Origin of the sequence: Bradyrhizobium sp. 134 (assembly GCF_023074155.1) — a bacterium.
Classification (GTDB): Bacteria; Pseudomonadota; Alphaproteobacteria; order Rhizobiales; family Xanthobacteraceae; genus Bradyrhizobium.
Genome location: NZ_JADPKX010000034.1, coordinates 583,174 through 609,395, shown reverse-complemented (window position 1 = coordinate 609,395; position 26,222 = coordinate 583,174). Strand labels below are relative to the sequence as shown.

Annotated in this window: 24 protein-coding genes; 10 read left to right on the top strand and 14 right to left on the bottom strand. The window is 63.5% G+C overall.

Annotated elements, in window-relative coordinates; all coding sequences use genetic code 11:
- Positions 1-8: 8 nt before the first annotated feature.
- From IVA75_RS12535 to IVA75_RS12520, 4 genes are all read right to left on the bottom strand, one after another.
- The gene (locus IVA75_RS12535; RefSeq protein WP_027566043.1) at positions 9-518 is read right to left on the bottom strand and encodes an OsmC family protein; all 510 of its coding nucleotides are present in this window, start codon (positions 516-518) and stop codon (positions 9-11) included.
- Between the two features lie 69 nt (positions 519-587).
- Complete coding sequence (locus IVA75_RS12530) at positions 588-1,373, bottom strand: ABC transporter ATP-binding protein (RefSeq protein ID WP_247285193.1); 786 nt, start codon at positions 1,371-1,373, stop codon at positions 588-590.
- A gap of 4 nt (positions 1,374-1,377) precedes the next feature.
- Positions 1,378-2,223: an ABC transporter permease gene (locus IVA75_RS12525; RefSeq protein ID WP_247285192.1), complete on the bottom strand. Its 846-nt coding sequence runs from the start codon at positions 2,221-2,223 to the stop codon at positions 1,378-1,380.
- 264 nt (positions 2,224-2,487) lie between these two features.
- Positions 2,488-3,459 (bottom strand): aliphatic sulfonate ABC transporter substrate-binding protein, encoded by a 972-nt coding sequence (locus IVA75_RS12520; RefSeq protein ID WP_247285191.1) that lies wholly within the window; start codon positions 3,457-3,459, stop codon positions 2,488-2,490.
- Positions 3,460-3,646: 187 nt separating this feature from the next.
- Here IVA75_RS12520 and IVA75_RS12515 point away from each other — a divergent pair, with 187 nt between their 5' ends.
- Entirely contained in the window at positions 3,647-6,436 is a 2,790-nt protein-coding gene (locus IVA75_RS12515; protein ID WP_247285190.1) for a [protein-PII] uridylyltransferase, read from the top strand.
- Positions 6,437-6,545: 109 nt separating this feature from the next.
- Here the strand turns inward: IVA75_RS12515 and IVA75_RS12510 are convergent, their stop codons facing one another.
- Positions 6,546-7,094, bottom strand: coding sequence for a methylated-DNA--[protein]-cysteine S-methyltransferase (locus IVA75_RS12510; RefSeq protein WP_247285189.1), 549 nt, complete (start codon positions 7,092-7,094; stop codon positions 6,546-6,548).
- An 89-nt stretch (positions 7,095-7,183) separates the two neighbouring features.
- Here IVA75_RS12510 and IVA75_RS12505 point away from each other — a divergent pair, with 89 nt between their 5' ends.
- From IVA75_RS12505 to IVA75_RS12495, 3 genes are all read left to right on the top strand, one after another.
- Positions 7,184-7,546: a DUF1304 domain-containing protein gene (locus IVA75_RS12505; RefSeq protein WP_247285188.1), complete on the top strand. Its 363-nt coding sequence runs from the start codon at positions 7,184-7,186 to the stop codon at positions 7,544-7,546.
- Positions 7,547-7,681: 135 nt separating this feature from the next.
- Entirely contained in the window at positions 7,682-8,908 is a 1,227-nt protein-coding gene (locus IVA75_RS12500; protein WP_247285187.1) for an ABC transporter substrate-binding protein, read from the top strand.
- A 233-nt stretch (positions 8,909-9,141) separates the two neighbouring features.
- A complete protein-coding gene (locus IVA75_RS12495) occupies positions 9,142-10,368 on the top strand; it encodes an ABC transporter substrate-binding protein (protein WP_007615994.1) in 1,227 nt (408 codons plus the stop codon).
- A 116-nt stretch (positions 10,369-10,484) separates the two neighbouring features.
- Here the strand turns inward: IVA75_RS12495 and IVA75_RS12490 are convergent, their stop codons facing one another.
- The gene (locus IVA75_RS12490) at positions 10,485-10,910 is read right to left on the bottom strand and encodes a DUF1330 domain-containing protein (RefSeq protein WP_219679800.1); all 426 of its coding nucleotides are present in this window, start codon (positions 10,908-10,910) and stop codon (positions 10,485-10,487) included.
- A 167-nt stretch (positions 10,911-11,077) separates the two neighbouring features.
- Between IVA75_RS12490 and IVA75_RS12485 the strand changes: the two genes are divergently transcribed.
- Positions 11,078-13,291 carry a penicillin-binding protein 1A gene (locus IVA75_RS12485; protein ID WP_247285186.1) on the top strand — a complete coding sequence of 738 codons (2,214 nt, stop codon included), beginning with the start codon at positions 11,078-11,080 and terminating at the stop codon, positions 13,289-13,291.
- A 254-nt stretch (positions 13,292-13,545) separates the two neighbouring features.
- On the opposite strand, the gene IVA75_RS12480 is transcribed toward IVA75_RS12485, so the two are convergent.
- From IVA75_RS12480 to IVA75_RS12465, 4 genes are all read right to left on the bottom strand, one after another.
- Complete coding sequence (locus IVA75_RS12480) at positions 13,546-14,385, bottom strand: SprT family zinc-dependent metalloprotease (protein WP_247285185.1); 840 nt, start codon at positions 14,383-14,385, stop codon at positions 13,546-13,548.
- Positions 14,386-14,602: 217 nt separating this feature from the next.
- Positions 14,603-15,931 (bottom strand): polyhydroxyalkanoate depolymerase, encoded by a 1,329-nt coding sequence (gene phaZ, locus IVA75_RS12475; RefSeq protein WP_027566053.1) that lies wholly within the window; start codon positions 15,929-15,931, stop codon positions 14,603-14,605.
- 121 nt (positions 15,932-16,052) lie between these two features.
- The gene (locus IVA75_RS12470; RefSeq protein WP_247285184.1) at positions 16,053-16,871 is read right to left on the bottom strand and encodes an ABC transporter permease; all 819 of its coding nucleotides are present in this window, start codon (positions 16,869-16,871) and stop codon (positions 16,053-16,055) included.
- Positions 16,868-17,671 (bottom strand): ABC transporter ATP-binding protein, encoded by an 804-nt coding sequence (locus IVA75_RS12465; RefSeq protein ID WP_007616003.1) that lies wholly within the window; start codon positions 17,669-17,671, stop codon positions 16,868-16,870. Before IVA75_RS12465 ends, IVA75_RS12470 begins: the two co-directional genes overlap by 4 nt.
- A 105-nt stretch (positions 17,672-17,776) precedes the next feature.
- Here IVA75_RS12465 and IVA75_RS12460 point away from each other — a divergent pair, with 105 nt between their 5' ends.
- Both IVA75_RS12460 and IVA75_RS12455 read left to right on the top strand, forming a co-directional pair.
- Entirely contained in the window at positions 17,777-19,087 is a 1,311-nt protein-coding gene (locus tag IVA75_RS12460; protein WP_247285183.1) for an ActS/PrrB/RegB family redox-sensitive histidine kinase, read from the top strand.
- A gap of 103 nt (positions 19,088-19,190) precedes the next feature.
- Positions 19,191-19,745, top strand: coding sequence for an ActR/PrrA/RegA family redox response regulator transcription factor (locus IVA75_RS12455; protein WP_007598178.1), 555 nt, complete (start codon positions 19,191-19,193; stop codon positions 19,743-19,745).
- A gap of 169 nt (positions 19,746-19,914) precedes the next feature.
- Here IVA75_RS12455 and IVA75_RS12450 read toward each other — a convergent pair whose 3' ends face one another.
- Positions 19,915-20,169: a hypothetical protein gene (locus tag IVA75_RS12450; RefSeq protein ID WP_027566055.1), complete on the bottom strand. Its 255-nt coding sequence runs from the start codon at positions 20,167-20,169 to the stop codon at positions 19,915-19,917.
- A gap of 263 nt (positions 20,170-20,432) precedes the next feature.
- Entirely contained in the window at positions 20,433-20,921 is a 489-nt protein-coding gene (locus tag IVA75_RS12445; RefSeq protein WP_027566056.1) for an MmcB family DNA repair protein, read from the bottom strand.
- A 239-nt stretch (positions 20,922-21,160) separates the two neighbouring features.
- Between IVA75_RS12445 and IVA75_RS12440 the strand changes: the two genes are divergently transcribed.
- Entirely contained in the window at positions 21,161-22,858 is a 1,698-nt protein-coding gene (locus tag IVA75_RS12440; protein WP_027566057.1) for an alpha-amylase family protein, read from the top strand.
- Between the two features lie 26 nt (positions 22,859-22,884).
- On the opposite strand, the gene IVA75_RS12435 is transcribed toward IVA75_RS12440, so the two are convergent.
- The gene (locus tag IVA75_RS12435; protein ID WP_247285182.1) at positions 22,885-24,486 is read right to left on the bottom strand and encodes an alpha-amylase family glycosyl hydrolase; all 1,602 of its coding nucleotides are present in this window, start codon (positions 24,484-24,486) and stop codon (positions 22,885-22,887) included.
- A 171-nt stretch (positions 24,487-24,657) separates the two neighbouring features.
- On the opposite strand from IVA75_RS12435, the gene IVA75_RS12430 reads away from it, so the two are divergent.
- Positions 24,658-25,338 (top strand): MBL fold metallo-hydrolase, encoded by a 681-nt coding sequence (locus IVA75_RS12430; protein WP_247285181.1) that lies wholly within the window; start codon positions 24,658-24,660, stop codon positions 25,336-25,338.
- A 4-nt stretch (positions 25,339-25,342) separates the two neighbouring features.
- On the opposite strand, the gene IVA75_RS12425 is transcribed toward IVA75_RS12430, so the two are convergent.
- On the bottom strand, positions 25,343-25,723 hold the full coding sequence (locus tag IVA75_RS12425; protein ID WP_247285180.1) for a helix-turn-helix domain-containing protein: 381 nt from the start codon (positions 25,721-25,723) through the stop codon (positions 25,343-25,345).
- 195 nt (positions 25,724-25,918) lie between these two features.
- Between IVA75_RS12425 and IVA75_RS12420 the strand changes: the two genes are divergently transcribed.
- Positions 25,919-26,221, top strand: a complete 303-nt coding sequence (locus IVA75_RS12420) for a hypothetical protein (RefSeq protein WP_245286135.1) — start codon at positions 25,919-25,921, stop codon at positions 26,219-26,221.
- Position 26,222 lies beyond the last annotated feature (1 nt).

The following is a 26,222-nucleotide window of genomic DNA, read 5'->3' as shown; positions in this document are numbered from 1 at the left end:
TTCGCTCGCTACATCCGCTGCATCGACACCGAGACCTTCGGGCCGTTCTTGATGGTCTGATAGACCACGCAATAGCGCTCGGTGAGCTTGAGCAGCAGGTCGAGCTTGTCTTGCGGCGCATCAGTGTCGACGTCGAAGCGCAGGCGTATCTCGGCGAAGCCGACCGGCGTCTCCTTGTCGACGCCGAGCGTGCCGCGGAAATCGAGATCGCCCTCGGCGTAGACGTTGCCGGTCTTCAAGGGCACCTCGATGGCGGTCGCGACGGATTTCAGCGTGACGCCGGCGCAGGCGACCAGCGCCTCCAGCAGCATGTCGCCGGAGCAAAGCTCCAGGCCGGAGCCGCCGGTCGCGGGATGCAGGCCGGCCATTGCGATGGCGCGGCCGGTCTCGACCTTGCAGGCGATGCCCTCGCTGTCGGTCGAGCCCTTGGCCTTCAACGTGATCATCGCGGTCTTGGGGTCGGTCTTGTAGCGCTCCTTGATCGGGGCCTGCATCTGGCGCAGTGCTGCGGCGTCCATTTTGTCTCTCCCGGGAAAATCGTCTCTACGAAGTACCGGCTTGCGATGTACCGGCTCGGAGCGAAATTGTCACCACCACATGGCCTGACCGGGACCCTGGGTTGCGTCACGGTCGGGCACGCTGCGGTCGAGCGAACGGTCGAGTGACGTCAGCACACTCCGCTTGAAATTCTCGAACAGCGGCGAATTGCGGTCGCGCGGCCGGCCGAGATTGATCTCGATCTGGTCGAACAGCCGGCCCGGCCGCGGCCGCATCACCAGCACGCGGTCGGCCAGCACCACGGCCTCGTCGACGTCATGCGTGACGAGGATGAGCGTCGGCCGCGTGTCGGCCCAGACATCGAGCAGATGATCCTGGAGGTCGCGGCGGGTGAAAGCGTCGAGCGCCGAGAACGGCTCGTCGAGCAAGAGCACCTCGGGCTGCGGCACCAGCGCGCGGGCGATCGCGACGCGCTGTGCCTGCCCGCCCGAGAGCTCGCGCGGCCACGCCTGCGCCTTTTCGGCCAGCCCGACACGCTCGAGCGCACGCGCCACCTTTTCACGCCGCTCGGTCGCGGGCCCATCGGCAAGACCGAAGCCGATATTATCGGCGACGCTGAGCCAGGGCAGCAGCCGCGGCTCCTGGAAGATGATGCCGATCTTGGCATGCGGCGCGGCGATCGCCTCGTTGTCGAGCGTCACCGCGCCCGAGCTTGCGCGGTCGAGGCCGGCGATGGCGCGCAGCAGCGTGGACTTGCCGCAGCCCGAGCCGCCGATGATGGCGACGATCTCGCCTTGCCTGATCTCGGCGGAGAAGCGCGCCAGCGCCTGCACGCCGTTGGGATAGGTCTTGCTGACCCGGTCGAGCGCCAGCATCGCCTTATGCTCCCACCGTACGCCCGAAGGCGTCCTGCCAGCGCAGGAAGGGCGCAGCCGCGATCTCGATCAACCAGTCCGTGAGCTTGCCGAGGATCGCGAAGATCACGATGGCGGCGAGGATCTGCGCGGGCTTGCCGAGCTGCTGGCCGTCGAGCAGGAGATAGCCGAGGCCTTCGGACGCGCCGATCAGCTCGGCCGCCACCACGAACATCCAGCCCAGACCAAGACCGACGCGCAAGGACACGACATAGGCCGGCAGCACCGCAGGCAGCAGGATCCGCCGGATCATGGCAGGTCCAGAGAGACGGAAGGTGCGACCGACCTCGACGATCTTGCGATCGACGATGAGGATCGCGCCCATCACGCCGAGATAGACCGGGAAGAACACGCCGACCGCGATCAGCGCGATCTTCGAGGTCTCGAAGATGCCGAGCCAGAGAATGAACAGCGGCACCCAGGCCAGCGAGGGGATAGCGCGCAGCGCCTGCACGGTCGGATCGAGCAGCCGCCGCGCCAGCGACCAATAGCCGGATATGGCGCCGAGCAAGGTGCCCGCGACCACGCCGAACGCAAAGCCAAGACCAACGCGCCACAGTGTCGCGGCGATGTGACGGACCAACTCGCCGGAGCGGGCAAGATCAACGATGGTGGCGAACACGCGCGAGGGCGGCGGCACCAGCCGGCCATTGGACCAGCCGCGCCAGACCAGGAACTCCCAACCGAGCGCGAGGGTCAGCGGCAGCAACACACCCAGCAATGGACACGCATAACGCGACAACCACGAAGGCGCGGCGGCGCTTTCGGCCGGTTCCGTGGTCTGTTGCAGGACTGGCGCCTCAGAGATCATGGCCGGTAGGAAGCGCGTCTCGTCAGGGAATGCAACACTACTCTTGCCGCGCCCTCCGCTGCTTTTCCCTTCTCCCCTTGTGGGAGAACGTGGCATAGGCGACCTTCAGCCGCCGTCCTTAAAAGAACGCCGACGCTTCGCGTCGGCTATGGCGCCGGATGAGGGATTCTCTCGGCTCGCAATACCGATCGTGAGGAAAGATACCCCTCACCCGCCTCGCTTCGCGAGGCACCCTCCCCCACAAGGGGGGAGGGAAAGAGCACCTTAATTCGTCGGCAGCGGGACCTGGTCATCGATCAGAGCATCGAGCGTCGCCTTCACATCGACCTTGGCATCGACCACGCCGGCCTGTTGCAGGGCGAGGCCTGCGGCGAGGATCGACTCGCGCTGGGGCGCGCCGATGCGGCTGTGGGTCAGCTCGGTGCGCTCCTTGAGCTGCTTGTCGACGACAGGTTCCGGCAGCTTGGTCACGGCGATGAAGGTCTTCTTGAGCTCGTCGTAATTCGCCAGCGAGTATTTGCGCGCCTCTTCGTACACCGCGAGCACGCGGCGGGCGGCGTCCGGATAGTCTTTCAAAAACTGCTCGCGCACATTGAGGATGCCCCAAGTGTTGGCGTCGGCCTTGCGGTAGAACAGTTTCGCGCCCTCCTCGACCTCGGCCTGCGCCATCATCGGATCGAGCCCGGCCCACGCATCGACGTCGCCGCGGATCAGCGCGGTCTTGCCGTCGGCGTGCTGGAGCAGCACCGGCGTGATGTCCTTTTCGGTGAGACCTGCGCCAAGCAGCGCGCGCACCAGGAAGATGTGCGGATCGGTGCCGCGCGTTACCGCGACGCGCTTGCCCTTGAGGTCGACAACATTAGCGATCTTGGAATCCTTTGATGTCACCAACGCCGTCCATTCGGGCCGCGAATAGACGTAGATCGACTTGATCGGGTTGCCGTTGATACGGGCGACCAGCGCCGCCGAGCCCGCGGTCGAGCCGAAGTCGATCGAACCGGCGTTGAGGAATTCGAGCGCCTTGTTGGAGCCGGCCGACTGCACCCAGGTGACGGTGATGCCGTCCTTGGCGAACTCTTTTTCCAGGAGCGCCTTCTGCTTCAGGACCATCGACACCGGATTATAGGTCGCCCAGTCGATACGGATTTCCTTGAGCGGATCCGCCGCCCGCGCCACGGGGGACATTGCGAGAGCGACCGCTCCCGCCAACAGTATGCGTCGTGTAATCCTGATCATGCCCGGCCTCCTCAAAACTTCATTGTTTTTCAATGAGTTATGTCTAGAGGTCAACGAGAAAATCCATCCCTCGAAAGCGCGCCGGCTGAGAACAGCTTTGCCCAAAGCCGCACCTTTCCAGCATGGAACGACTATTGCGAGAGAATGGCGGGTGACAGGGCCGGCCGCCTCTTATATCCGGTGAGACATGGACAGCGTTGCGACTGAGCAGAAGGCCGAGGTGGACGATCGCTTCGACACCGCGCGGATCACCGCCGCGGTCGATGCGCTTGCCGAGAAGCACCAGGGACGCGAGGACGCGTTCCGCACGGCCATGGCGCAACTGCTCAAGGCCGAGCTGATTGCGTCGCGCGCTGCGGCACAGACGATCCTGCTGAAGGACCGTCACGGCCGGCGCTGCGCCGAGCGGCTGTGCCACGTGCAGGACGAGATCATCCGCATCCTGTATTCGGCGGCAACTCGTCATCTCTACCGCTCGCCGATCCCGAGCGGTGCCGAGCGCATGGCAGTGGTGGCGACCGGCGGCTATGGCCGCGGCCTGATGGCTCCCGAGTCCGACATCGATCTGCTCTTCATCCTGCCCTACAAGCAGACCGCCTGGGGTGAGCAGGTCGCCGAGGCCATTCTCTATTGCCTCTGGGACATGGGGCTGAAGGTCGGTCACGCCACGCGCTCGGTCGACGAGTCGATCCGGCAGGCGCGCGGCGACATGACCATCCGCACCGCGATCCTGGAGACGCGCTTCCTTACTGGCGACCGGCCGCTTTATGACGAGCTGGTCGCCCGCTTCGACAAGGAAGTCGTGCAAGGCACCGCGTCCGAGTTCGTCACCGCAAAGCTCGCCGAGCGTGAGGAGCGGCATCGCCGCGGCGGCCAATCGCGATATCTGGTCGAACCCAACGTCAAGGACGGCAAGGGTGCCCTGCGCGACCTGCACACGCTGTTCTGGATCGCGAAATACGTCTACCGCGTGAGCGACACCGACGAGTTGGTCGACCGCGGCGTGTTCGACGCGCAGGAATACCGCACCTTCCGCCGCTGCGCCGACTTCCTCTGGTCGGTGCGCTGCAATCTTCACTTTTACTCCGGTCGCCCTGAAGAGCGCCTCTCCTTCGACCTCCAGCGCGAGATCGCGGTCCGGCTCGGCTACACCTCGCATCCCGGCATGCAGGACGTCGAACGCTTCATGAAGCACTACTTCCTGGTCGCCAAGGAAGTCGGCAATCTCACCGCCATCCTCTGCGCCAAGCTCGAGGACCAGCAGGCCAAGCCCGCGCCGGTGCTGAGCCGGATGATGGCGCGGCTTCGCCCCACCGCGGTGAAGCGGCGGGTGCCCGACAGCGACGACTTCATCGTCGACAACAACCGCATCAACGTCGCCGCGCCCGACGTGTTCAAGCACGATCCGGTCAATTTGATCCGCATCTTCCGCCTGGCGCAGAAGAACAATCTCGCCTTCCACCCGGACGCGATGCGCGACGTGACGCGCTCGCTCGGCCTGATCAACGCGCAGATGCGCGAGAATCCCGAAGCCAACCGGCTGTTCATGGAGATCCTGACATCCGACAACGCGGAAATCGTGCTGCGGCGGATGAACGAGACCGGCGTGCTCGGCCATTTCATCCGCGCCTTCGGCAAGATCGTCTCGATGATGCAGTTCAACATGTATCATCACTACACCGTCGACGAGCATTTGATCCGCTGCGTCGGCTTCCTCCAGGACATCGAACGCGGCGGCATCGAGGAATTCGCGGTGGCAAGCGACCTGATGCGCAAGATCCGGCCGGAGCATCGCTCCGTGATCTACATCGCGACGCTGCTGCACGACGTCGCCAAGGGTCGGCCCGAGGACCACTCGATCGCCGGCGCCAAGGTGGCGCGACGGCTTTGCCCACGGCTCGGCTTCAGTCCGGCCGACACCGAACTCGTGGCCTGGCTGATCGAGGAGCATCTGACGATGTCCACGGTCGCGCAGTCGCGCGATCTCTCCGACCGCAAGACCATCGAGAATTTCGCCGCCGTGGTGCAGTCGGTCGAGCAGATGAAGCTCTTGACGATCCTGACCACCGCCGACATCCGCGGCGTCGGTCCAGGCGTCTGGAATGGCTGGAAGGCGCAGCTTTTGCGCTCGCTGTACTACGAGACGGAGCCGGTTCTGACGGGCGGCTTCTCGGAGGTTGACCGCGGCAAGCGCCTCACGGCCGCATACGCCGAATTCCGTAACGCCTTCGCGGAATGGCCGGCGGAGGAGCTCGACGCCTATATCGGCCGGCACTATCCGGCCTATTGGCTCAAGGTCGAGCTGCCGCGCAAGATCCGGCACGCGCGCTTCGTCCGTGCCAGCGAGCAGGCCGGCCACAAGCTCGCGATCAATGTCGGCTTCGACGAGGTGCGCGGCGTCACCGAGCTGACCATCTTCGCCGCCGACCATCCCTGGCTGCTGTCGATCATCGCGGGTGCCTGCGCCTCGGCCGGCGCCAACATCGTCGACGCCCAGATCTACACCACGACCGATGGCCGCGCGCTCGACACGATCTCGATCTCCAGGGAATACGACCGTGACGAGGACGAGGGACGGCGCGCGACGCGCATCGGCGAGATGATCGAGGACGTGCTGGAAGGCAAGCTGCGTCTGCCCGAGGTGGTGGCGCGGCGCACCGTGCGCGGCAAGGCGCGGCCGTTCGTGATCGAGCCGGAAGTGACCATCAACAACCAATGGTCCGACCGCTACACAGTGATCGAAATGTCCGGCCTCGACCGGCCCGGCCTGCTCTACGAGCTGACCACCGCGATCTCGAAGCTCAACCTCAACATCGCCTCAGCCCATGTCGCGACCTTCGGCGAGCGCGCCCGCGACGTGTTCTACGTCACCGATCTCCTGGGCGCACAGATCAGCGCGCCGACACGCCAGGCCGCGATCAAGAGCGCGCTGACCCACGTGATGGCCGGCGACAAGGCGGTTCAGCCGGCGGCGTGACTTTCTGGTCATTTCGGGCTGAATCATCATCATCGCGCCGGACGTCGAAAGTCGGCCAGGGCTCGCCCGGGTCCACATCCGAAGCTTCAGGCACAGCGCCACCGATTGCTCAACACATTCTTAGGCGGGCGACCGCCACGCCTTCATGCCGCAGCAGCCAGCGCTTGCGCTCGAGGCCGCCGCCGTACTTCACCAGAGAACCATCGGCGCCGATCAGACGGTGGCACGGCAGCACCACGCTGATCGGATTGGAGCCGTTGGCATGGCCGACGGCGCGAATGGCCTTGGGCATGTCGATCCTGGCGGCGAGCGCGCCGTAACTCATCGTGGTGCCGGCAGGAATTTGCGCCAACGCATTCCAGACCTTCTGCTGGAACGGCGTGCCGGCGATGCGCCAGGCGATGCCTGAGAGCTGGCCGAGATCGCCGTCGAAATAATCCGACAGCGCAGTCCGCATGGCTGCGGGCGCGGGCTGGTCACGCAACTCCACCACACCGTAATGCAGGCGCAAGAGCTCGCGCATGCGGTGCTCGTAATCCGCCCAGTCGAGCGCGCGCAAGGTGCCCGCAGCGTCGGTGACCAGCAGCGCAATCCCGATCGGGGTCGCCAGCCGATCGAGGCCGAAGCTTGCAGGTGATTTGGTCGGTCGCGCGGGCATTGCGGCACCATGGCATCGAAACACGCCATCGCAATTGCCACGCCGGCCGGCTAGCGTCCACCCGAAAGCTGACGCTGGGGGAGCTCAACTTGGTCTGGATCGCGAATATCCTGGTGGCGCTGGTCGCCGCACTGCACGCTTACTTTCTGATCCTGGAGATGTTTCTCTGGGACAAGCCGCAGGGCTTGAAGGTTTTCCGCAACACGCCGGAGAAGGCAGCGACCACAAAGGTGCTGGCCGCCAACCAGGGGCTTTATAACGGCTTCCTGTCCGCCGGCCTGGTCTGGGGGCTGGTGCACGGCAATCCGGCCTTCGCGTTCCAGATCAAGGCATTCTTCCTGCTCTGCGTGATCGTGGCCGGCGGTTATGGCGCAGCGACCGTCAGCACGCGCATCCTGATGGTGCAGGCGCTACCGGCGGCGCTCGCGCTGTTAGCGTTGTTCCTGGCCTGAGACGCCATAGCGCGGCGCCGCGATCCTTGCGCGTCGCCTGCCGTTCCTCCACAATCTCCGACAGCGATGGCGACCGTTGGCAATCAACGGGACAAGACCGTCGGCCGGAAATTCCGTCAGGAGGAACAACCCCACATGAGCAATCGCAGAGCCTTCATCACTGCCACGGCGGCGCTCGCCTTCGCGTTCTCCGCCAACCAAGCTCTCGCCCAGAAGAAATACGACACCGGCGCGAGCGACACCGAGATCAAGATCGGCCAGACCGTGCCGTTCTCCGGCGCCTATTCCGTCTATGCCAATATCGGCAAGACCCAGGCCGCCTACTTCAAGATGATCAACGATCAGGGCGGCATCAACGGCCGCAAGATCAATCTGATCCAGTATGACGATGCCTATTCGCCGCCGAAGACTGTCGAGCAGGTGCGCAAGCTCGTCGAAGGCGACGAGGTGCTCTTCACCTTCCAGATCATCGGCACGGCCGCGAACGCCGCCGTGCAAAAGTATCTCAACGGCAAGAAGATCCCGCAACTGCTGGCCTCGACCGGCGCCGCGCGCTTCAACGATCCGCAGAACTATCCATGGACCATCGCCTACAATCCCAACTACGTGTCCGAGGGGCGCATCTACGCCAAGTACATCCTCAAAGAGCATCCGAGCGCCAAGATCGGCGTGCTCTATCAGAACGACGACATGGGCCGAGACTATCTCGCCGGCCTCAAGAGCGGTCTCGGTGACAAGGCCGCCGGCATGATTGTCGGCGAAGTCTCCTACGAGGTCACCGATCCCACGGTGGACTCGCAGGTGGTCAAGCTGAAGTCGTTGGGCGCCGATCTTTTCTATGATGCCTCGACACCCAAGTTCGCGGCGCAGGCGATCAAGAAGGTTGCCGAGCTCGGCTGGACGCCGGTGCACATTCTCGACATCAACGCGAGCCCGATCTCGGCGACGCTGAAGCCGGCCGGCCTCGAGATCTCCAAGGGCATCATATCGACCCAATACGGCAAGGAGCCCGGCGATCCGCAGTGGAAGGACGATCCGGGCGTGAAAGCGTTCTTCGCCTTCATGGACAAGTATTTCCCCGAAGGCGACAAGCTCAACACCGTCAACACCTATGCTTATTCCGTCGCCGAATTGCTGACGCAAGTTCTGAAACAGTGCGGCGACGACCTGTCGCGTGAGAACGTGATGAAGCAGGTCGCCAATATCAAGGACTTCACCCCGAGCTTCGCGCTGCCCGGCATCAAGATCAACACCGGGCCGAACGACTACCGCGTCAACAAGCAGATGCAGATGATGAAGTTCAACGGCGAACGCTGGGAGCTGTTCGGCCCGATCATGGAGGATGCGGGTCCAGCGGGTTAGTCTCTCGGAGATTTCATAGGGTGGGCTACGCCCGGCGGACTGCACTTCGCGCATCCGCCGGGGCTGGGCCCACCTTAACGAACTTGCTGAGACGTTGCGTATCCTACGAACTGCGGGTGCACGCCCACCTTGCGTTGCAACAATGCCTCATTCACACTCGCCCTCCGCGGTGACGCCCCGCGCGCATGAGCGCACCCGATTGATCACCGGCAATAAACAATGAGGAAATGCGAATGAGGAATGGAATTCTGCATCTGGCCACGGCAACGGCGCTGACCCTGGCGCTGTCGGTCTCGGCGGCCAATGCCCAGAAGAAATATGATCCGGGTGCCAGCGATACCGAGATCAAAGTCGGCCAGACGATGCCGTTTTCTGGACCGGCGTCGGCCTATTCGTCGATCGGCAAGACCCAGGCCGCCTATTTCAAGATGATCAACGACCAGGGCGGCGTCAACGGCCGCAAGATCAATCTGATCCAGTATGACGACGCCTACTCGCCGCCGAAAGCCGTGGAGCAGATTCGCAAGCTGGTCGAAAGCGACGAGGTTCTGCTGACCTTCCAGATCATTGGCACGCCGGTGAACGCAGCCGTGCAGAAATATCTCAATTCGAAGAAGGTGCCGCAACTGTTCGCGGCGACCGGAGCCTCGAGGTTCACGGATCCGAAGAACTTTCCGTGGACGATGGGCTTCAACCCCAACTACTTCGTCGAAGGCCGCATCTACGGACAGTACATACTGAAGGAACATCCGAACGCCAAGATCGGCGTGCTCTATCAGAACGACGACCTCGGCAAGGACTATCTGAACGGCATCAAGGCCGGCCTCGGCGACAAGGCTGCCAAGATGATCGTGACTGAAGCTTCCTACGAAGTCTCCGATCCGACTGTCGATTCGCAGATCCTCAAGATCAAGGACGCCGGCGCCGATTTGTTCTTCAGCGCCACCACGCCGAAGCAGGCGGCGCAGGCGATCAAGAAGATCGCCGAGATGGGTTGGCATCCGGTGCAGATCGTCGACATCAACGCCACCTCGGTCGGCGCGGTGCTGAAGCCGGCCGGCCTCGACGCCGCCAAGGGCCTGATTAGCGTCAATTACGGCAAGGAACCGCTCGATCCGACCTGGAAGGACGATGCCGGCCTTAAGAGGTATTTCGACTTCATGGCCAAGTATTATCCGGATGGCGACAAGGATTCGAACTTCAACACCTACGGCTACAGCACGGCGCAGCTGCTGGTCCATGTGCTGAAGCAGTGCGGCGACGACCTCACGCGCGAGAACGTGATGAAGCAGGCCGCGTCGCTGAAGGACGTGACCAGCGACACCGCGTTGCCCGGCATCAAGGCCAACACCTCACCGACCGACTACCGGGTCAACAAGCAGCTTCAGATGATGAAGTTCAACGGCGAACGCTGGGAGCTGTTCGGCCCGATCATTGAGGATGCGAGTCCGGCGGGTTAGTTCTCGTAAGCAACTGCCTCAACGTCGTCATGCCCGGGCTTGTCCCGGGCATCCACGTTCTTGCGGCAGCAAAGGAAGGCGTGCATGGCCGGGTCAAGCCCGGCCATGACGGCAAATCAATCCGGCACCTCGCCAAAGTTCTTTCCGACCGGCAGCACCGCGTGCCGAATGAGCCGTGAATCCTCCACCGCGGCCTGCCTGTGCTTCACCGCTTCGCGGTAGACGGGATCGCGGATCATCTCGACGAAGGCGGCGACGCTTGGGTATTCGGCGATGAAGCAATGGTCCCAGCGCTCGGTCTCCGGGCCGATCAGCATCAACTCGAATTTGCCTTGCCAGACGATGCGGCCGCCGAGGCGTTCGAACACCGGGCCGCTCTCGCGGCCATAGGCCGCATAGGCTTCCGCGCCGCTCGCCTTGCGGCCATCCGGATAGGCCGCTTCCTTGCGCAAGCGCACCAGGTTGAGCATGTGGATCGGGCCGGGACGGTCGTTGTCCCGGAACTGCGCGAAAATCTCCTTGGTCGGATCGATGTGGCCCATCTGAGTTTCCTCTTGTTTTATGCCGGCGATCCTAGCTCTGCCGACCTCCCAGCGGAACTGCGGCCATCGAATGCCGCACCTCCTAATCACGCGTTAAGCTCTGGGTAACCGGGCCTTAAACAGCGACCGCTAGCGTGCGGCGGGGCGGGCTGACCGGGCGTTTGCGTATGGGGTTGGGAAAGAAAAAGGGTGGGCGCAAGGAGCCGCTGTTCGGCTTGCCTGCAGCACTCGCCGATCTGCGCCTGACCGCCGCCGACCGGATTCCTGGCGGCGATGACAAGCCGAAGAAATCAACGAAATCATCCGCCAAGCGCAAGGGCGAGGATGCTGGCGACGAGACGCCGCGCGAGCGGAAGGCGCCGGCTGGCCGCGGCAGTGCCAAGCGCCGATCCAAGTCACGCATCGGCGCAAGCCTTGGCCGCATGGTCTATTGGGGCGCGGTGCTGGGCCTGTGGGGCGCGATCGCCGTGATCGGCGTCGTGATCTATGTCGGCGCTCATCTGCCGCCGATCCAGTCGCTGGAAATCCCCAAGCGGCCACCGACCATCCAGATCGTCGGCATCGACGGCAGCATGCTGGCACAGCGCGGCGAGATGGCCGGCGCCAACGTCTCGCTGAAGGATCTGCCGCAATATCTGCCCAAGGCGTTCATCGCCATCGAAGACCGCCGCTTCTATTCGCATTTCGGCATTGATCCCGTCGGCATCCTGCGCGCGCTCGTCACCAACGTGCTCCATCGCGGCGTGTCGCAGGGCGGCTCGACGCTGACGCAGCAATTGGCGAAAAACCTGTTCCTGACCCAGGAGCGCACCATGGCGCGCAAGCTGCAGGAAGCGGAGCTCGCGATCTGGCTGGAGCGCAAACATTCCAAGAACGAGATCTTGGAGCTCTATCTCAACCGCGTCTATTTCGGCTCCGGCGCCTATGGCGTCGAGGCCGCCGCGCAACGCTATTTCGGCAAGTCGGCCAAGAACGTCACCGTCGCGGAAGCAGCGATGCTGGCCGGCCTCGTCAAGTCGCCTTCGCGGCTGGCGCCGAACCGCAACCCCGAGGGCGCGGAAGCGCGCGCGAAAATCGTGCTCACGGCGATGGCCGATGCCAAATTCATCACTGAGGCGCAGGCGCAGGCCTCGATCGGCCAACCCTCCTACAATGTGAAGCCGGTCGGCGCCGGCACGATCAACTACGTCGCCGACTGGATCGGCGAGGTGCTGGACGATCTGGTCGGCCAGATCGACGAGAGCATCAAGGTCGAGACCACGATCGATCCGAAGCTCCAGAGCGTGGCGGAAGCCGCCATCATCGACGAGCTGGCAGCCAAGAGCGTGAAGTTCAACGTCAGCCAGGGCGCGCTGGTGGCGATGACGCCTGACGGCGCGGTGCGCGCCATGGTGGGCGGGCGGAACTATTCCGAGAGCCAGTACAACCGCGCGGTCACCGCCAGGCGCCAGCCCGGCTCCTCGTTCAAGCCGTTCGTGTACCTCACCGCGCTCGAGCAGGGACTGACGCCCGACACGATCCGCCAGGACGCGCCGATCGAGGTCAAGGGCTGGAGACCCGAGAACTACACGCACGAATATTTCGGCGCGGTGTCGCTGACCCAGGCGCTCGCGATGTCGCTCAACACGGTCGCCATCCGCCTCGGCCTCGAGGTCGGCCCGAAGAACGTGGTGCGCACCGCGCACCGGCTCGGCATCTCGTCGAAACTCGAGCCCAACGCCTCGATCGCGCTCGGCACCTCCGAAGTCTCGATGGTCGAGCTGGTCGGCGCCTATGCACCCTTTGCCAATGGCGGCTTCACGGCGACGCCGCATGTCGTCACGCGGATCAGGACGCTCGGTGGCAAGCTGCTCTACATGCGCCAGGCGGACGAGCACAATCAGGTGGTCGACCCGCGCTATGTCGGCATGATGAACGCGATGATGCGGGAAACGCTGATCAGCGGCACCGCCAAGAAGGCGGAGATCCCGGGCTGGCCGGCGGCCGGCAAGACCGGCACCAGCCAGGACTACCGTGACGCCTGGTTCATCGGCTACACCGCCAACCTCGTCACCGGCGTGTGGCTCGGCAATGACGACAACTCGCCGACCAAGAAGGCAACCGGCGGCGGCCTGCCGGTCGAAGTCTGGTCGCGCTTCATGAAGACGGCGCACGAGGGCGTGCCGGTGGCAGCGCTGCCGAGCTCGCAAGGTGGCTGGGGCCTGTCGAACCTGGCGCAGGCGACGTCGCAAGTGTCGCCGCCAACAGCGACCGCGCCCGGACCCGCACCGGCCAGCAACGGCGGCTATCGCCCGCCCCCCACGCGCGCCAATGCGCGGCCGGAGGCAGCCGCAGGACTCGATGGCTGGTTGATGGACCGGCTGTTCGGCGGAAATCGCTAGCGCCGACCTGAGGTCTTGGTGACCTCAAAACAAAAAAGCGCGAAAACAACCCCATGCACAGTAGCCGAGGATAACGAAATCAACGGCTTGCGCGGGCAGCACAGACGCTTGAATCGCGCGCGCGGCTGTCATTCGCCGCGGGCGCGGAGAAGCCAATACGGCGCGGCTTCTCGATTCAACAACAGCCGCCTCTGGAATACGGGATCGCCCGCTTTCGCGGGCGATGACAGCGTCACATGAGGCATCAACGAGCCTTAATCCTCGACCCCGTACCGGTGCAAATCGTTGCCGTATGTATCGAGCCACTTCTTGGCGCGCTCCATCGACGGGCAGACCTTGCCGCAGACGCGCCAGAATCGCGCCGAGTGGTTCATCTCGACGAGATGGGCGACCTCGTGCGCGGCGAGATAGTCGAGCACATAGGGCGGCGCGAGGATCAGGCGCCAGGAGAACGACAACGAGCCGGCCGAGGTGCAGGAGCCCCAGCGGCTCGATTGATCGCGGATCGAGAGCCGCTTCACCTTGACGCCGAGCTCGGCGGCATAGGCTTCCGCGGCACGCTGAAGATCGCGGCGCGCCTCGCGCTTGAGGAAGTCGCTGACGCGACGGTCCGCATGTTCGACGCCGCCGGCGACGCAGAGAATGCGTTCCCCACTATCGCGCACTTCCGTCCACACCGTACCGCGGGTGCCGGCGCGATGAACGATGCGATGAGAAACACCGCGAAGCGGTATTACTGTGCCAGGCTGGAACGGCGCGGCCTTCGGCAAACGGCCGAGACGTGCCGCGATCCACGCGCCGTGGCGCTGCGCAAAGTCTTTTGCTTCGGCGAGCGTGCCGCGCGGCGGCATGGTGAGGATGGCTTCGCGATCGCTCGGATGAATTCTGAGCGTGTAACGACGCGCGCGGCGATGCCGGCGCAGTCGAATCGCAAAATATTGCGAGCCATGGGTGATCAGGAGGGTCTTCGGCTCGTGGGGCCGGCGATAGAGGAGTGCGCGAGTGGCCATGTCTGTCAGTCCGGGGGGCAGGAGAGCGCCCGGATTCTGCCATAACCGCCGCCAGGGAAAGCGCTCGGCGCAAAAACAAATCATTTGCCCAATATACAGGGGTCTGGCGTCCGGGAGACCCTACAGACTGGGGTTGGAACCGGCTTTTTTCGCCCCCGCCAAGCGCATGCGGCACCCCCAAGTGGTGAGGTTGGACTCACTCCTACAAAGCTACCTAGATACCGCGAATCTGGCGGGAACTTGCCCCTGTCGGAGCCTCCGACAGGGCATCGATTTTCAGCGGGAAAGCCGAAAAACGCGATTATTCGGCTGCGAGCGCCTGCAATGAGCTCGGATTCGCCGCCGAGACCATGAAGTCGTGGATGCGTGGCACGATTTCCGATTTGAAGCGCGAGCCATTGAACACGCCGTAATGTCCGACGCCCTTCTGGACGTAATGAACGCGGCGGTGATCGGGAATCGAGCTGCACAACGTGTGAGTTGCTTCGGTCTGACCGATGCCGGAGATGTCGTCGTTCTCGCCTTCGACCGTCATCAACGCGACGCGCGTGACCTTGGAGGGATCGACGCGTGTTCCGCGATGGGTCATCTCGCCCTTCGGCAGCGAATGCTTCACGAACACGGTGTCGACCGTCTGCAGGTAATACTCGGCCGAGAGATCCATCACCGCGAGATATTCGTCGTAGAAGTCGCGATGCTTGTCGACGAGGTCGCCGTCGCCCTTCACCAGATTGGCGAACAGCTGCTTGTGGGCATCCATATGCCGATCGAGATTCATGCTGATGAAGCCGTTGAGCTGCAGGAAGCCCGGATAGACGTCGCGCATCATGCCCGGATGCGGGAACGGCACCTTGGTGATGACGTGGTTGCGGAACCAGTCGATGCCGCGCTCCTGGGCGAGGTTGTTCACCGCGGTCGGATTACGCCGGGTGTCGATCGGGCCACCCATCAGCGTCATCGAGGTCGGCACGAAGGGATCACGCAGCGCTTCCATAATCGAAACGGCAGCGACGACGGGAACCGAGGGCTGGCACACCGCCAGCACATGCGTGTTGCCGCCGAGGACATGCAGCATCTCGATGACGTAGTCGATGTAGTCGTCGAGATCGAAGCGGCCGTCGCTGAGCGGCACCATGCGGGCATCGGCCCAATCGGTGATGTAGACCTCATGCGCAGGCAGGAAAGCCTCGACCGTACCGCGGAGCAGCGTCGCGTAATGGCCCGACATCGGCGCGACGATCAGCACGCGCGGCTGCGGGCTGCGCAGCGGACGGGTGAATTTGCGATCGAAGTAGAGCAGGCGGCAGAACGGCTTTTCCCAGACCGAGCGGACCTCGACGGGGACGCGGATGCCGTTGACTTCGGTGTCGTTGAGGCCCCATTCCGGTTTGCCGTAACGCCGCGTGGTGCGTTCGAATAACTCGCAGGCCGCGGCAACCGACTTGCCGACCTCGGTGCGTGCCCATGGATTGAGGGGATTTTGAAACAGCAGCTTGGTTGCGTCCGTGATCGCACGCGCCGGATTGAGAGAGGCTTGCCCCATCTCGTACATCCAGTACATCGGCGTCGTCAGGACCGGACTGCCTTCGGCCACCAGGGGCGGCGCGCCGCCAAACTCACCAATCGGCATCGCTATATTCCTCTTCGCATCGCAGCATACTGCCGAATGCGTAATATTGCGTCAATGCATGGTTCCGTACATCTACGTGGCCCAGGTGCCCAAACCGGGCTGAATCCACGAGAATGTGACGTTATTCGCCGCCTGACAGCAGCGAGCCCTGCATCCGGGCGCTGCGCAAAAGGGCAAGGAATGCCCCAAAAGATGCAACCAACAGCACCGCGTTGATGGCCAACGCGCTCAGCATCAGATCGGTCCTGAAGGTGTTTTCGATCAACAGCGCCCGCATCCCTTCGAACACATAGGTCGGCGGCAGCGTCCAGGCGATATATTGCAACCAGACTGGCAGCACGCTGACGGGATAGTAGACGCAGGCGAGCGGCATGATGCCGAACATCAAGGTCCAGACGATGCTCTCGGCGCCGAGGCCGTTTCGCAGCACCAGGCCGGAGACGAAGATGCCGACCGACCAGCTCGTGAAGATCAGGTTGCAGAAGAACGCGATCAGCGGGACGCCGAGCGCATAGACGTTGAAGTGAAACAGGAACAGCGCGAGCAGCGTCATCGGAATGACGCCGATCGCGAGCCTGATCAGGCTCATGATCATCAGCGACAGCAGGAATTCGATCGGCTTCAACGGGCTCATCATGAGATTGCCGAGGTTGCGCGCCCACATCTCTTCCAGAAACGAGATCGAAAAGCCGAGCTGCCCGCGAAACAGGATGTCCCAGAGGATGACGGCGCCGATCAGGGTGCCGCCGGCGCGCGCGAAGAAATTTGCATTCTGCGCGATATAGAGCTGAAGAAAGCCCCAGGTGATGACCTGCAGCGCCGGCCAGTAGAGCAGCTCGAGCAGCCGCGGCCAGGACGACAGCAAGAGGTACCAATAGCGCAGGATCATCGCGCCGATGCGATGGAGCGAGATGCCGCGATGGAGGGAGACCTCACTCATCGCACCGCCTCCTGCGCACCGTTCACCCGGCCGCGCGCGACGTCCAGAAACACCTCTTCCAGCGTGGTGCGGTTGTAGCGCGCCATGATGGCTTCGGGCGTATCGTCGTCCTCGATCCGGCCGCGCTTCATGATGATGACGCGGTCGCAGAGCCGCTCGACCTCGAGCATGTTGTGCGAGGCCAGCAAGATGGTGGCGTTGTTCGCCTTGCGATAACGCTCCAGATGACCCCGGACCCAGTCGGCGGTGTCGGGATCGAGCGAGGCGGTCGGTTCGTCCAGCAACAGAAGCTCGGGCTGGTTGATCAGCGCCTTGGCAAGCGCAACGCGCGTCTTTTGTCCTGCGGAGAGCTTGCCGTTGGCGCGGTCGATGAACTCGGTGAGATCGAGGTCGCAGGCCAGCTCAGCAATGCGGTCGGAGAGGTTCTTCACCGCATAGAGCTTGCCGAACACGGTGAGGTTCTGACGCACCGTGAGTCGCATGGGCATGTCGACATAGGGGCTCTCGAAATTCATCCGCCCCAGCACAGAGGCGCTGTCCTCCGGCATTCGATGCCCGAGCACCTGCACGCGGCCGGAGGTCGGCAGCACCAGGCCCATGATCGTCGCGATTGTCGTGGTCTTGCCGGCGCCGTTGCCGCCGAGCAGCCCGGTGATGCTGCCACGCGGAAGCGAAAAGGAGATGTCGTCGACAGCGCGGGTCTGCTTGTACACCTTGACGAGGTGATCGACCGCGATTGCCGCGGAGAGGCTGCGATCCGCGACAGTCGGCCAGCTTGAAGCCTTGTCATTCTCAGTCATGGTGGGCGTTCTTCTGCTATTGCAGCGGAGAGCGCAAGGCTTGTAATCCGGTGGTTCCGTGAGCCGCGCGCTTGTGATCGAGAAGGCACCGCCCCATTGGCCGAAATGACCGAACTTGCCGCTTCCGACTTTCGCCCTGCGCAGCGGCATATCCGCCTGGATACCATCCTGCGGCTGCGCTGGCTCGCGGTGCTGGGCCAGCTCGCCGCGATCTTCATCGTGGCGCAGGGGCTGGAATTCAACGTCGAGATCGTCCCCTGCGTCAGCATCATCGCGCTGTCGGCAGCGCTCAATCTGGGGCTCCAGACCGTGTCCAATCCGCTGCAGCGGCTGGAGCCGATGCAGGCGGCCGGACTGCTCGCGCTCAACATCGTGGAGTTGGCGGGTCTCCTGTTCTTCACCGGTGGACTCCAGAACCCGTTCTCGTTCCTGTTCCTCGCGCCCGTGCTGATCTCGGCGACTGCGCTGCCGGCCCGCTTCACCTTCGGCCTCGGCGTGTTGGCTGTCGCCTGCGCCTCGGTGCTGTTCTTTTTCCATCTGCCGCTGCCTTGGGATTCCGACGATCCGCTGGTGCTGCCGCCGATCTATCTCGTCGGCGTCTGGCTTTCGATCGCGCTCGCGATCGGCGTCACCAGCCTCTACTCGTTCCAGGTCACCGAAGAGGCGCGCAAGCTCGCCGACGCGCTGGCCGCGACCGAGCTGGTGCTGACGCGCGAGCAGCATCTGACCCAGCTCGACGGCCTGGCTGCGGCCGCAGCGCACGAGCTCGGCACGCCGCTCGCGACGATCTTCCTGATCTCGCGCGAGCTGGAGAAGACGGTGAAGGAGCCGAACTTTGCCGCTGACCTGAAGACCCTGCGCGAGCAGACGCAGCGTTGCCGCGACATATTGAGCAAGATCACCCAGCTCTCCTCCACCGGGGCGCCGTTCGACCGCATGAAGCTCTCGGAGCTGATCGAGGAGGTGGTGGCGCCGCACCGCGATTTCGGCGTGGATATCAAGGTGCGCATCGCCGTCGCCATCGTGGCCGAGCCGGTCGGCTCGCGCAATCCGGCGATCCTCTACGGGGTCGGCAACATCGTCGAGAACGCGGTCGATTTCGCCCGCACCACCGTCGAGGTGAATGCGTGGTGGAACAAGGACACGATCGAGCTCGTGATTTCCGACGATGGTCCCGGTATTCCGCCTGACATCCTGAACCGGATCGGCGAGCCCTATTTGTCGCGGCGGCGCAGCCAGGACGAAGGCGGCGGCCTCGGGCTCGGCGTGTTCATCGCGCGCACCTTGCTGGAGCGCACCGGCGCCAAGGTCTCGTTCACCAACCGCACCTTTCCGGACCATGGCGCAGTGGTCCAGATCACGTGGCCGAGAGAGCGTTTTGAGGCTATCGAGACCTTCGAAGAAACAATAGGATAGGCCGCGACCTTGCGTCGCACAACGGGGCCGATCGACTATTGGCGCCCTTGGCACCGCCCGATTGCGCCGCCATATGTAGAAGCGCTGGAGAGAGGACGAAACCTTGAACGCCATCGCCGAACTGAACGAACAGACCGACCGCTCGCTCCTGATCGTGGAGGACGACAAGCCGTTTCTGGAGCGGCTGTCGCGCGCCATGGAAACGCGCGGCTTTGCGGTGACGTCATGCGACACCGTCTCCGACGGTCTGGCGCAGATCGGCAAGGCGGCGCCGGCATTCGCCGTGGTCGATCTCCGGCTCGGTGACGGCAACGGTCTCGACGTGGTCTCGGCGCTGAAGAAGAAGCGCCCCGACGCGCGCGCGATCGTGCTGACCGGCTATGGCAACATCGCCACCGCCGTCACCGCGGTGAAGATGGGCGCGGTCGATTATCTCTCGAAGCCCGCGGACGCCGACGACGTCGTCGCGGCGCTGCTGTCGACCGGCTCGGACAAGTCCGAATTGCCGGCGAACCCGATGTCGGCCGACCGCGTGCGCTGGGAACACATCCAGCGCATCTACGAGATGTGCAACCGCAACGTCTCGGAGACGGCGCGCAGGCTCAACATGCACCGGCGTACGTTGCAGCGGATTCTGGCCAAACGCGCGCCGCGGTAATCCTTGGCGTTTTACTCATGGCGCGCAGATGTCGGCCCCGAGGCTAAGACGGTGACCCGGGACAGCCATTTGCCGGAGCAGCCCGCAACGTCGCTTTTGCACGTTGTGACTGGACCGAGACTACGAGCTGAATCTGGCAGCATCGCAGTTCGGCGGAAGCGCGGGCGGTCTATTCATGACCATAGTAGCGCTGGTTGCATTGGTGGCGGCCCCGCTCGTAACTCGCCTCTCGGTCCGCGGGCCCTTTCAGAATGCTACCAACGTCGGCGAGCATTCGGACGTTCTTAAGACACTCTACGTAGGGCTTGTTGGAAAGCCAATCGAGGCCGAGTCCGCCAGCATAGGAAGACTGCGTCGAGGTCACGAACGACGTCAGTCCGGCTAGTGCGGCAAAGGTTAAGAGAGCGGTGCGGAAGGTTTTCATGGCACGTTTCCTTGTGGCTGGTTAATTGCGGAACAAGCGATACCGTGCCGTACGTCTGAAGTATGTGCGGCCCGTCACGTCCGCTGCCGCTCATGAAAGAACGAAGCGTCCACGTCGCTGCTTGATCTTCATGTTGCCGAGCAAGAGTTCGGCGTTAGCCACCGCTGATGTTGCCAGTCTGAGCGAAATCGTCCCGAAGTTTCTCAAATTTTACCGGGTACCTCTTCCAGGCATGGTGGCCTGGAAAGACATCCGGACGGAGCCTACTCCCAAAACTCCGCATGCCCCTGCGGATCGACCAGCCGGTTGATCCGCAATGCCGCCGCCATCGCGAACCGCACCGTCATCTGCTTGCGCGTGGGTGCAGCGAGCTTGTGCTCGGGCGCCTCACACTGCAGGTGCGCGCCATAGGCGTCCGCGATGATCAGGCCGGTATCTTGCGGAAAGATCTCGCAAGGCAGGTCCTGCGTGAAGGCGAAGAACAGCCGGTCGCAATGCGCCCGATATTCGTGCCATTTCTGATCGGCACGCAAATCCTCCACCGAGGATTTGATCTCGACGATCCAGATCTCGCCACGCTCGTTCAGCGCGACGAGATCGGCGCGCCGCCCCGAGGGCAGCGGCAATTCGCTGATGCAGGTGAAGCCGAGCGAGCGCAACAACCGCGCCGTGCCGCGCGCGATCGCCAGCGCCGTCTCTGATTGACGGCGGTCCGGTGGCGGCACGATGGCAATGCGGGCGGTGTTGTCCATGGGGGGAGGATAGCCGATTCCTCCGTCGTCGTCCTGGCGAAAGCCAAGACCCATTACCTCAAGGGATCGTTGGTGCACGAGGGGATCACCACCAGTCCTCGTCAAACTGTGCCCTGTGGTAATGGGTCCTGGATCTGCGCTTCGCTTGTCCAGGACGACAGTGGCGCGGAACCTCCCCTCCCCTACGCACTTATCACGCAGCCGCCGCACCTCGGCGGAACCACCGAGGCTGCGCGCGCATGATCGACGATCTCTGGTACAAGAACGCCATCATCTATTGCCTGTCCGTCGGCACCTATATGGACGCCAACGGCGACGGCATCGGCGATTTCAAGGGCCTGTTGCGCCGGCTCGATTATCTGCACGGCCTCGGCATCACCACGATCTGGCTGATGCCGTTCCAGACCTCGCCCGGCCGCGACGACGGCTACGATGTCGCGGATTATTACAGCGTCGATGCCCGCTACGGCACGCTCGGCGATTTCGTCGAGTTCACCCATGGCTGCAAGCAGCGCGGCATTCGCGTCATCATCGATCTCGTCGTGAACCACACCTCCGACCAGCATCCCTGGTTCAAGGCGGCGCGGAGCGACAGGAATTCGCCCTACCGCGACTGGTATGTCTGGTCCGACAAGAAGCCGGCGAACGCCAATCAGGGCATGGTGTTTCCCGGCGTTCAGAAATCGACCTGGACACGCGACAAGGAAGCCGGCGCCTGGTACTTCCACCGCTTCTACGATTTCCAGCCCGATCTCAACACCTCGAACCCGCACGTGCAGGCCGAGATTTTGAAGATCATGGGCTTCTGGATCCAACTCGGCGTCTCAGGCTTCCGCATGGATGCCGTGCCTTTCGTCATCTCGACCAAAGGCGCCAAGGTGAAAAAGCCGGCCGAGCAGTACGACATGCTGCGGACGTTTCGTGAATTCCTGCAATGGCGGCAGGGCGATGCCATCATCCTCGCCGAGGCCAACGTGCTGCCAAAGACGGACATGGAATATTTCGGCCGCGATGCCGACCGCATGCATATGATGTTCAATTTCCAGGTCAACCAGCATCTGTTCTATGCGCTGGCCTCGTCCGATTCCCGGCCGCTGGGGAAAGCGCTGAAGGCGACCAAGCCGCGGCCGGCCTCGGCGCAATGGGGCCTGTTCCTGCGCAATCACGACGAGCTCGATCTCGGCCGATTGACCAAGGCGCAGCGCGACACCGTGTTCAAAAGCTTCGGTCCTGACAAGGACATGCAGCTCTACGACCGCGGCATTCGCCGTCGGCTGGCACCGATGCTGGGCGGCGACCGCCGGCGGCTCGAGCTCGCCTACAGCCTGATGTGCACACTGCCGGGAACGCCGGTCATCCGCTATGGCGACGAGATCGCGATGGGCGATGATCTTTCGCTGCCGGAACGCAATTGCGCGCGCACGCCGATGCAATGGTCGACGGAGCCGCATGGCGGCTTCACCACCAGCGACAAGCCGGCCTTGCCCGTCATCGACGAAGGACCGTACGGCTATCCGCACGTCAACGTCGCCAAGCAGCGCCGCGATCCCAACTCGATGCTGAACTGGACCGAGCGCATCGTCCGCATGCGCAAAGAGGTGCCGGAGATCGGCTGGGGCGATTTTTCGATCATCGCGACGCGCGATCCCGCCGTGTTCATCATGCGCTACGACTGGCGCAACAATTCCGTGCTGTTCGTGCACAATCTCGACGAGAAGCCGCGCGAGATCGCGTTCTCGGCGGGGCTGCCGGGCGAGGCCGGCGAGCACCTGATCAATCTGCTCGCGGAGGACCACAGCCACGCCGACAAGCGCGGCCAGCACCGCGTCGTGCTGGAGCCCTACGGTTATCGCTGGTACCGCGTCGGCGGATTGGATTATCTGTTGAAGCGGAGTGACATCGACAAGACGGTGCGGGGCAACAAGCATCCGGGGTAGGTGCCACACGGTCGTCCCGGCGAAGGCTAAGATGGCGGAGTAACGACCACCCCCTCGTTGCCACGCAAATCCAGCACGCCTTCGATCCGCTCCCCCTCGCGATCCAGAAATGTCGACAGCAGAATCTCGCTGCCAAATCTGATCGCGCTGGTGGTGACCACGATCGGCTCAGGGCCGAGATTGAGCACCACGATCACCGCCCTGCCCTCGGCCTCGCGGCGATAGACCAGGAGATCGCCTTGCGCCGCGATCGGATGATAGTCGCCCGCGACCAGCGGCGGACAGCCCTTGCGCAACGCGATCAGGCGCTTGTAGAGCGTCAGGATCGAACGTGAATCGGCTTCGACATCGACGACGTTGTTGAGGATGTGATCCTCCGGCAGCGGCAGCCATGGCCTGACGTCCGAGAAACCGGCGAAGTTGGACGAATCCCACTGCATCGGCGTGCGACAGCCGTCGCGGCCGACACCGATGCCGGGCACGTTCTTCTCGAAGGGGTCGCACACATCCTCAGGCGCGATCGCGAGCTGATGCATGCCGATCTCGTCGCCGTAATAGAGCGTCGGCGTGCCGCGCAGCGTCAGCAGCAGCATGGCGGCGACGCGGGCCTGCTCCGGCCCGACGCGGCTTGCGACGCGCGGGCGATCGTGATTGCCGAGCACCCAATTCGGCCAGGCGCCCTTCGGCAGCGCCTTCTCGTAATCCTCGACGATCTTCTCGATCGAGCGCGCGCTCCAGAAGGTCTGGAGCAGCGCGAAATTGAACGGCATCTGCGCGCCGGTGAGATCGTTGCCGTAATAGGCCATCAGGCGATGCAGCGGCAGATAGATCTCGCCGATCAGGACGCGGGCATCATAAGCATCCGTGACGCGGCGCATCTCGGCGATAACGTCGTGCACCTCCGGCTGGTCGGTGGAATATTGCGTGAGGATCGTTTCGTTGGGCGGCCGGCCCTCGACATAATGCGGATTTTGCGGGTTGTCGCGGAACTCGGCGTCCTTGATCAGATGCCAGATCACGTCGACGCGAAAGCCATCGACGCCCTTCTCCAGCCAGAACCGCATCACGTCATAGATCGCCGCGCGGACATCGGGATTGCGCCAGTTGAGGTCCGGCTGCTGGGCGAGGAAGGCGTGATAGTAGTATTGATCGGTCGTCTCGTCGAACTGCCACGCGCTGCCGCCGAACTCGGACAGCCAATTGTTCGGCACGCCGCCACCATCGCCCGGATCGCGCCAGATGTACCAATGGCGTTTCGGATTGTCGCGCGAGGAGCGGCTCTCGACGAACCAGGGATGCTGGTCCGAGGTGTGGTTCGGCACGAGGTCGAGGATCAGCTTAAGGCCGTTGTCATGCGCGGCGGCAAGAAGCGCATCGAAATCCGCCATCGTGCCGAACAGCGGCTCGATGCCGGTGTAGTCGGAGATGTCGTAGCCGAAATCGGCCATTGGCGAGGGGAAGATCGGCGACAGCCAGATCGCGTCGACGCCGAGCGATTTCACATAAGGTAGCCGCTGCAAAATGCCGGCGAGATCGCCGACCCCGTCGCCGTTTGAATCCTGAAAGGAGCGCGGGTAGACCTGATAGAAGATGCCGTCGCGCCACCAATTGCTGCCGCCCTGAGCCATGCGGGAAATCCATCCAAAAACTGCTTGTCGCGCGGGAGAACGCGGAAGGAGCGCCCCGGTTCAAAACAGCAGGCGAATTGGGACGGCCGTGTGACGATGTCCGCCGCTGTTCCCGAGCCCCGGGACAAATCTTTTGCTTGGCGGCATGGCAAAAATCGGCATTGTGGCGCCATGACCGAGCCAAACGAGACACAAGCCCAAGCAGGCGCGAAGGCGGGCGCGATCATCGTCCCCGTGACGCTGTTCGAGCAGAATTGCACCATCATCTGGGACGAGCCTTCCAAGAAGGCCGTAGTGATCGATCCCGGCGGCGACGTGCCGAAGATCCTGGACGCCATCAAGCAGACCGGCGTCACCGTGGAGAAGATCTGGCTCACTCACGGCCATATCGACCATGTCGGCGGCGCGGCCGAACTGCGCGACGCGCTGAAGGTGCCGATCGAGGGCCCGCACGTCGCGGACAAATTCCTGCTCGACAACGTGGTCGAGAGCGGCGCGCGCTTCGGCATGAGCGGGGTGCGCAATTTCGAGCCGGACCGCTGGCTCGACGAAGGCGACAGCGTGGCGATCGGCGATCTCCAGTTCGAGATCTATCATTGCCCCGGCCACTCGCCCGGCAGCGTGGTGTTCTTCAACAAGGACTTGCGCTTCGCCCATGTCGGCGACGTCCTGTTCGCGGGCTCGGTCGGCCGCACCGATCTGCCCGGCGGCAGTCATGCGACCCTGATCGAGTCGATCAAGACTAAGCTGCTGCCGCTCGGCGACGATGTCGGCTTCATCTGCGGCCACGGCGCCGGCTCGAGCATCGGCCAGGAGCGGATGACCAATCCGTTCATCACCGGCGAGATGTGAGCGCCTATTCCGCGGCGTCTGCGAACGCTGCGGGCTGGCTCAGGTTACGGTCGCCCCAGTCACGGATCGCGGCGACGACGGGCACAAAGCTCTTGCCTTTGCGGGTGAGGCGATACTCGACTTTCGGCGGCACCTCGCCAAAATCCTTGCGATCGATCAGGCCGCTCGCCGTCAGCGCCTTCAACTCGCGGCTCAGCACGCGCGGGGTGATCTCGGCGCTGCCTTCCGTGCCGCGCAGCAGGCCGCTGCGGATTTCACCATAGCGGCGCGGGCCGTCCTTGAGGTCCCAGACGATGCGCAGCTTGTACTTGCCGCTGATCATCTTCTGAAAGGCCGCGACCGGACAGTTGCGCGCGGGGACAGTCTTTGTCCTTTCCCTGGCCATGTCGTTTCCTCCATGTGCGAGCTTTTTTGTTTTGACGCGTTTTCTTCACGCGAACCGGTATTCACTTCGCTCGAAAACGCTTTGGCCGAGCATAGGAGCGACGCCGAAAAAGTCCATACTATCAATTTTGTCCATACTTGCAGGATCGCATCCAGCACGCAGATGATGACGCACAACGCCAACAGGGAGCGTCACATGAAGCACTTCATGATCCGATACGAATTCAAGAACGGCACGACGGAAGCCTGGCACCAGGAGGTCGGCCGCTTCATCAAGGCGATCGACGGCGATCCGGAGCTGAAAGGACGGATCGGCTATCGCGTCCTGAAGAACCGCGACAATGGCAGCTATTTCCATCTCGCCAGCGTCAGCGACGAAGCCGCGCAAAAGGCGCTGCAATCGCGCGACTTCTTCAAGGCCTATCAGGAGATGACGCGCAAGGTCGCCGGCGGCGAGGTGACGGCGACGCCGATCGAATGGATCGGCGCGACGGCCTGAC

What these genes read in the sequence shown, in the direction of transcription:
- IVA75_RS12535 (WP_027566043.1), bottom strand. Translation starts at nt 518, where the DNA reads ATGGACGCCGCAGCACTGCGCCAGATGCAGGCCCCGATCAAGGAGCGC.
- IVA75_RS12530 (WP_247285193.1), bottom strand. Translation starts at nt 1,373, where the DNA reads ATGCTGGCGCTCGACCGGGTCAGCAAGACCTATCCCAACGGCGTGCAG.
- IVA75_RS12525 (WP_247285192.1), bottom strand. Translation starts at nt 2,223, where the DNA reads ATGATCTCTGAGGCGCCAGTCCTGCAACAGACCACGGAACCGGCCGAA.
- IVA75_RS12520 (WP_247285191.1), bottom strand. Translation starts at nt 3,459, where the DNA reads ATGATCAGGATTACACGACGCATACTGTTGGCGGGAGCGGTCGCTCTC.
- IVA75_RS12515 (WP_247285190.1), top strand. Translation starts at nt 3,647, where the DNA reads ATGGACAGCGTTGCGACTGAGCAGAAGGCCGAGGTGGACGATCGCTTC.
- IVA75_RS12510 (WP_247285189.1), bottom strand. Translation starts at nt 7,094, where the DNA reads ATGCCCGCGCGACCGACCAAATCACCTGCAAGCTTCGGCCTCGATCGG.
- IVA75_RS12500 (WP_247285187.1), top strand. Translation starts at nt 7,682, where the DNA reads ATGAGCAATCGCAGAGCCTTCATCACTGCCACGGCGGCGCTCGCCTTC.
- IVA75_RS12495 (WP_007615994.1), top strand. Translation starts at nt 9,142, where the DNA reads ATGAGGAATGGAATTCTGCATCTGGCCACGGCAACGGCGCTGACCCTG.
- IVA75_RS12490 (WP_219679800.1), bottom strand. Translation starts at nt 10,910, where the DNA reads ATGGGCCACATCGATCCGACCAAGGAGATTTTCGCGCAGTTCCGGGAC.
- IVA75_RS12485 (WP_247285186.1), top strand. Translation starts at nt 11,078, where the DNA reads ATGGGGTTGGGAAAGAAAAAGGGTGGGCGCAAGGAGCCGCTGTTCGGC.
- IVA75_RS12480 (WP_247285185.1), bottom strand. Translation starts at nt 14,385, where the DNA reads ATGATTTGTTTTTGCGCCGAGCGCTTTCCCTGGCGGCGGTTATGGCAG.
- phaZ (WP_027566053.1), bottom strand. Translation starts at nt 15,931, where the DNA reads ATGCCGATTGGTGAGTTTGGCGGCGCGCCGCCCCTGGTGGCCGAAGGC.
- IVA75_RS12470 (WP_247285184.1), bottom strand. Translation starts at nt 16,871, where the DNA reads ATGAGTGAGGTCTCCCTCCATCGCGGCATCTCGCTCCATCGCATCGGC.
- IVA75_RS12465 (WP_007616003.1), bottom strand. Translation starts at nt 17,671, where the DNA reads ATGACTGAGAATGACAAGGCTTCAAGCTGGCCGACTGTCGCGGATCGC.
- IVA75_RS12460 (WP_247285183.1), top strand. Translation starts at nt 17,777, where the DNA reads ATGACCGAACTTGCCGCTTCCGACTTTCGCCCTGCGCAGCGGCATATC.
- IVA75_RS12450 (WP_027566055.1), bottom strand. Translation starts at nt 20,169, where the DNA reads ATGAAAACCTTCCGCACCGCTCTCTTAACCTTTGCCGCACTAGCCGGA.
- IVA75_RS12445 (WP_027566056.1), bottom strand. Translation starts at nt 20,921, where the DNA reads ATGGACAACACCGCCCGCATTGCCATCGTGCCGCCACCGGACCGCCGT.
- IVA75_RS12440 (WP_027566057.1), top strand. Translation starts at nt 21,161, where the DNA reads ATGATCGACGATCTCTGGTACAAGAACGCCATCATCTATTGCCTGTCC.
- IVA75_RS12435 (WP_247285182.1), bottom strand. Translation starts at nt 24,486, where the DNA reads ATGGCTCAGGGCGGCAGCAATTGGTGGCGCGACGGCATCTTCTATCAG.
- IVA75_RS12430 (WP_247285181.1), top strand. Translation starts at nt 24,658, where the DNA reads ATGACCGAGCCAAACGAGACACAAGCCCAAGCAGGCGCGAAGGCGGGC.
- IVA75_RS12425 (WP_247285180.1), bottom strand. Translation starts at nt 25,723, where the DNA reads ATGGCCAGGGAAAGGACAAAGACTGTCCCCGCGCGCAACTGTCCGGTC.
- IVA75_RS12420 (WP_245286135.1), top strand. Translation starts at nt 25,919, where the DNA reads ATGAAGCACTTCATGATCCGATACGAATTCAAGAACGGCACGACGGAA.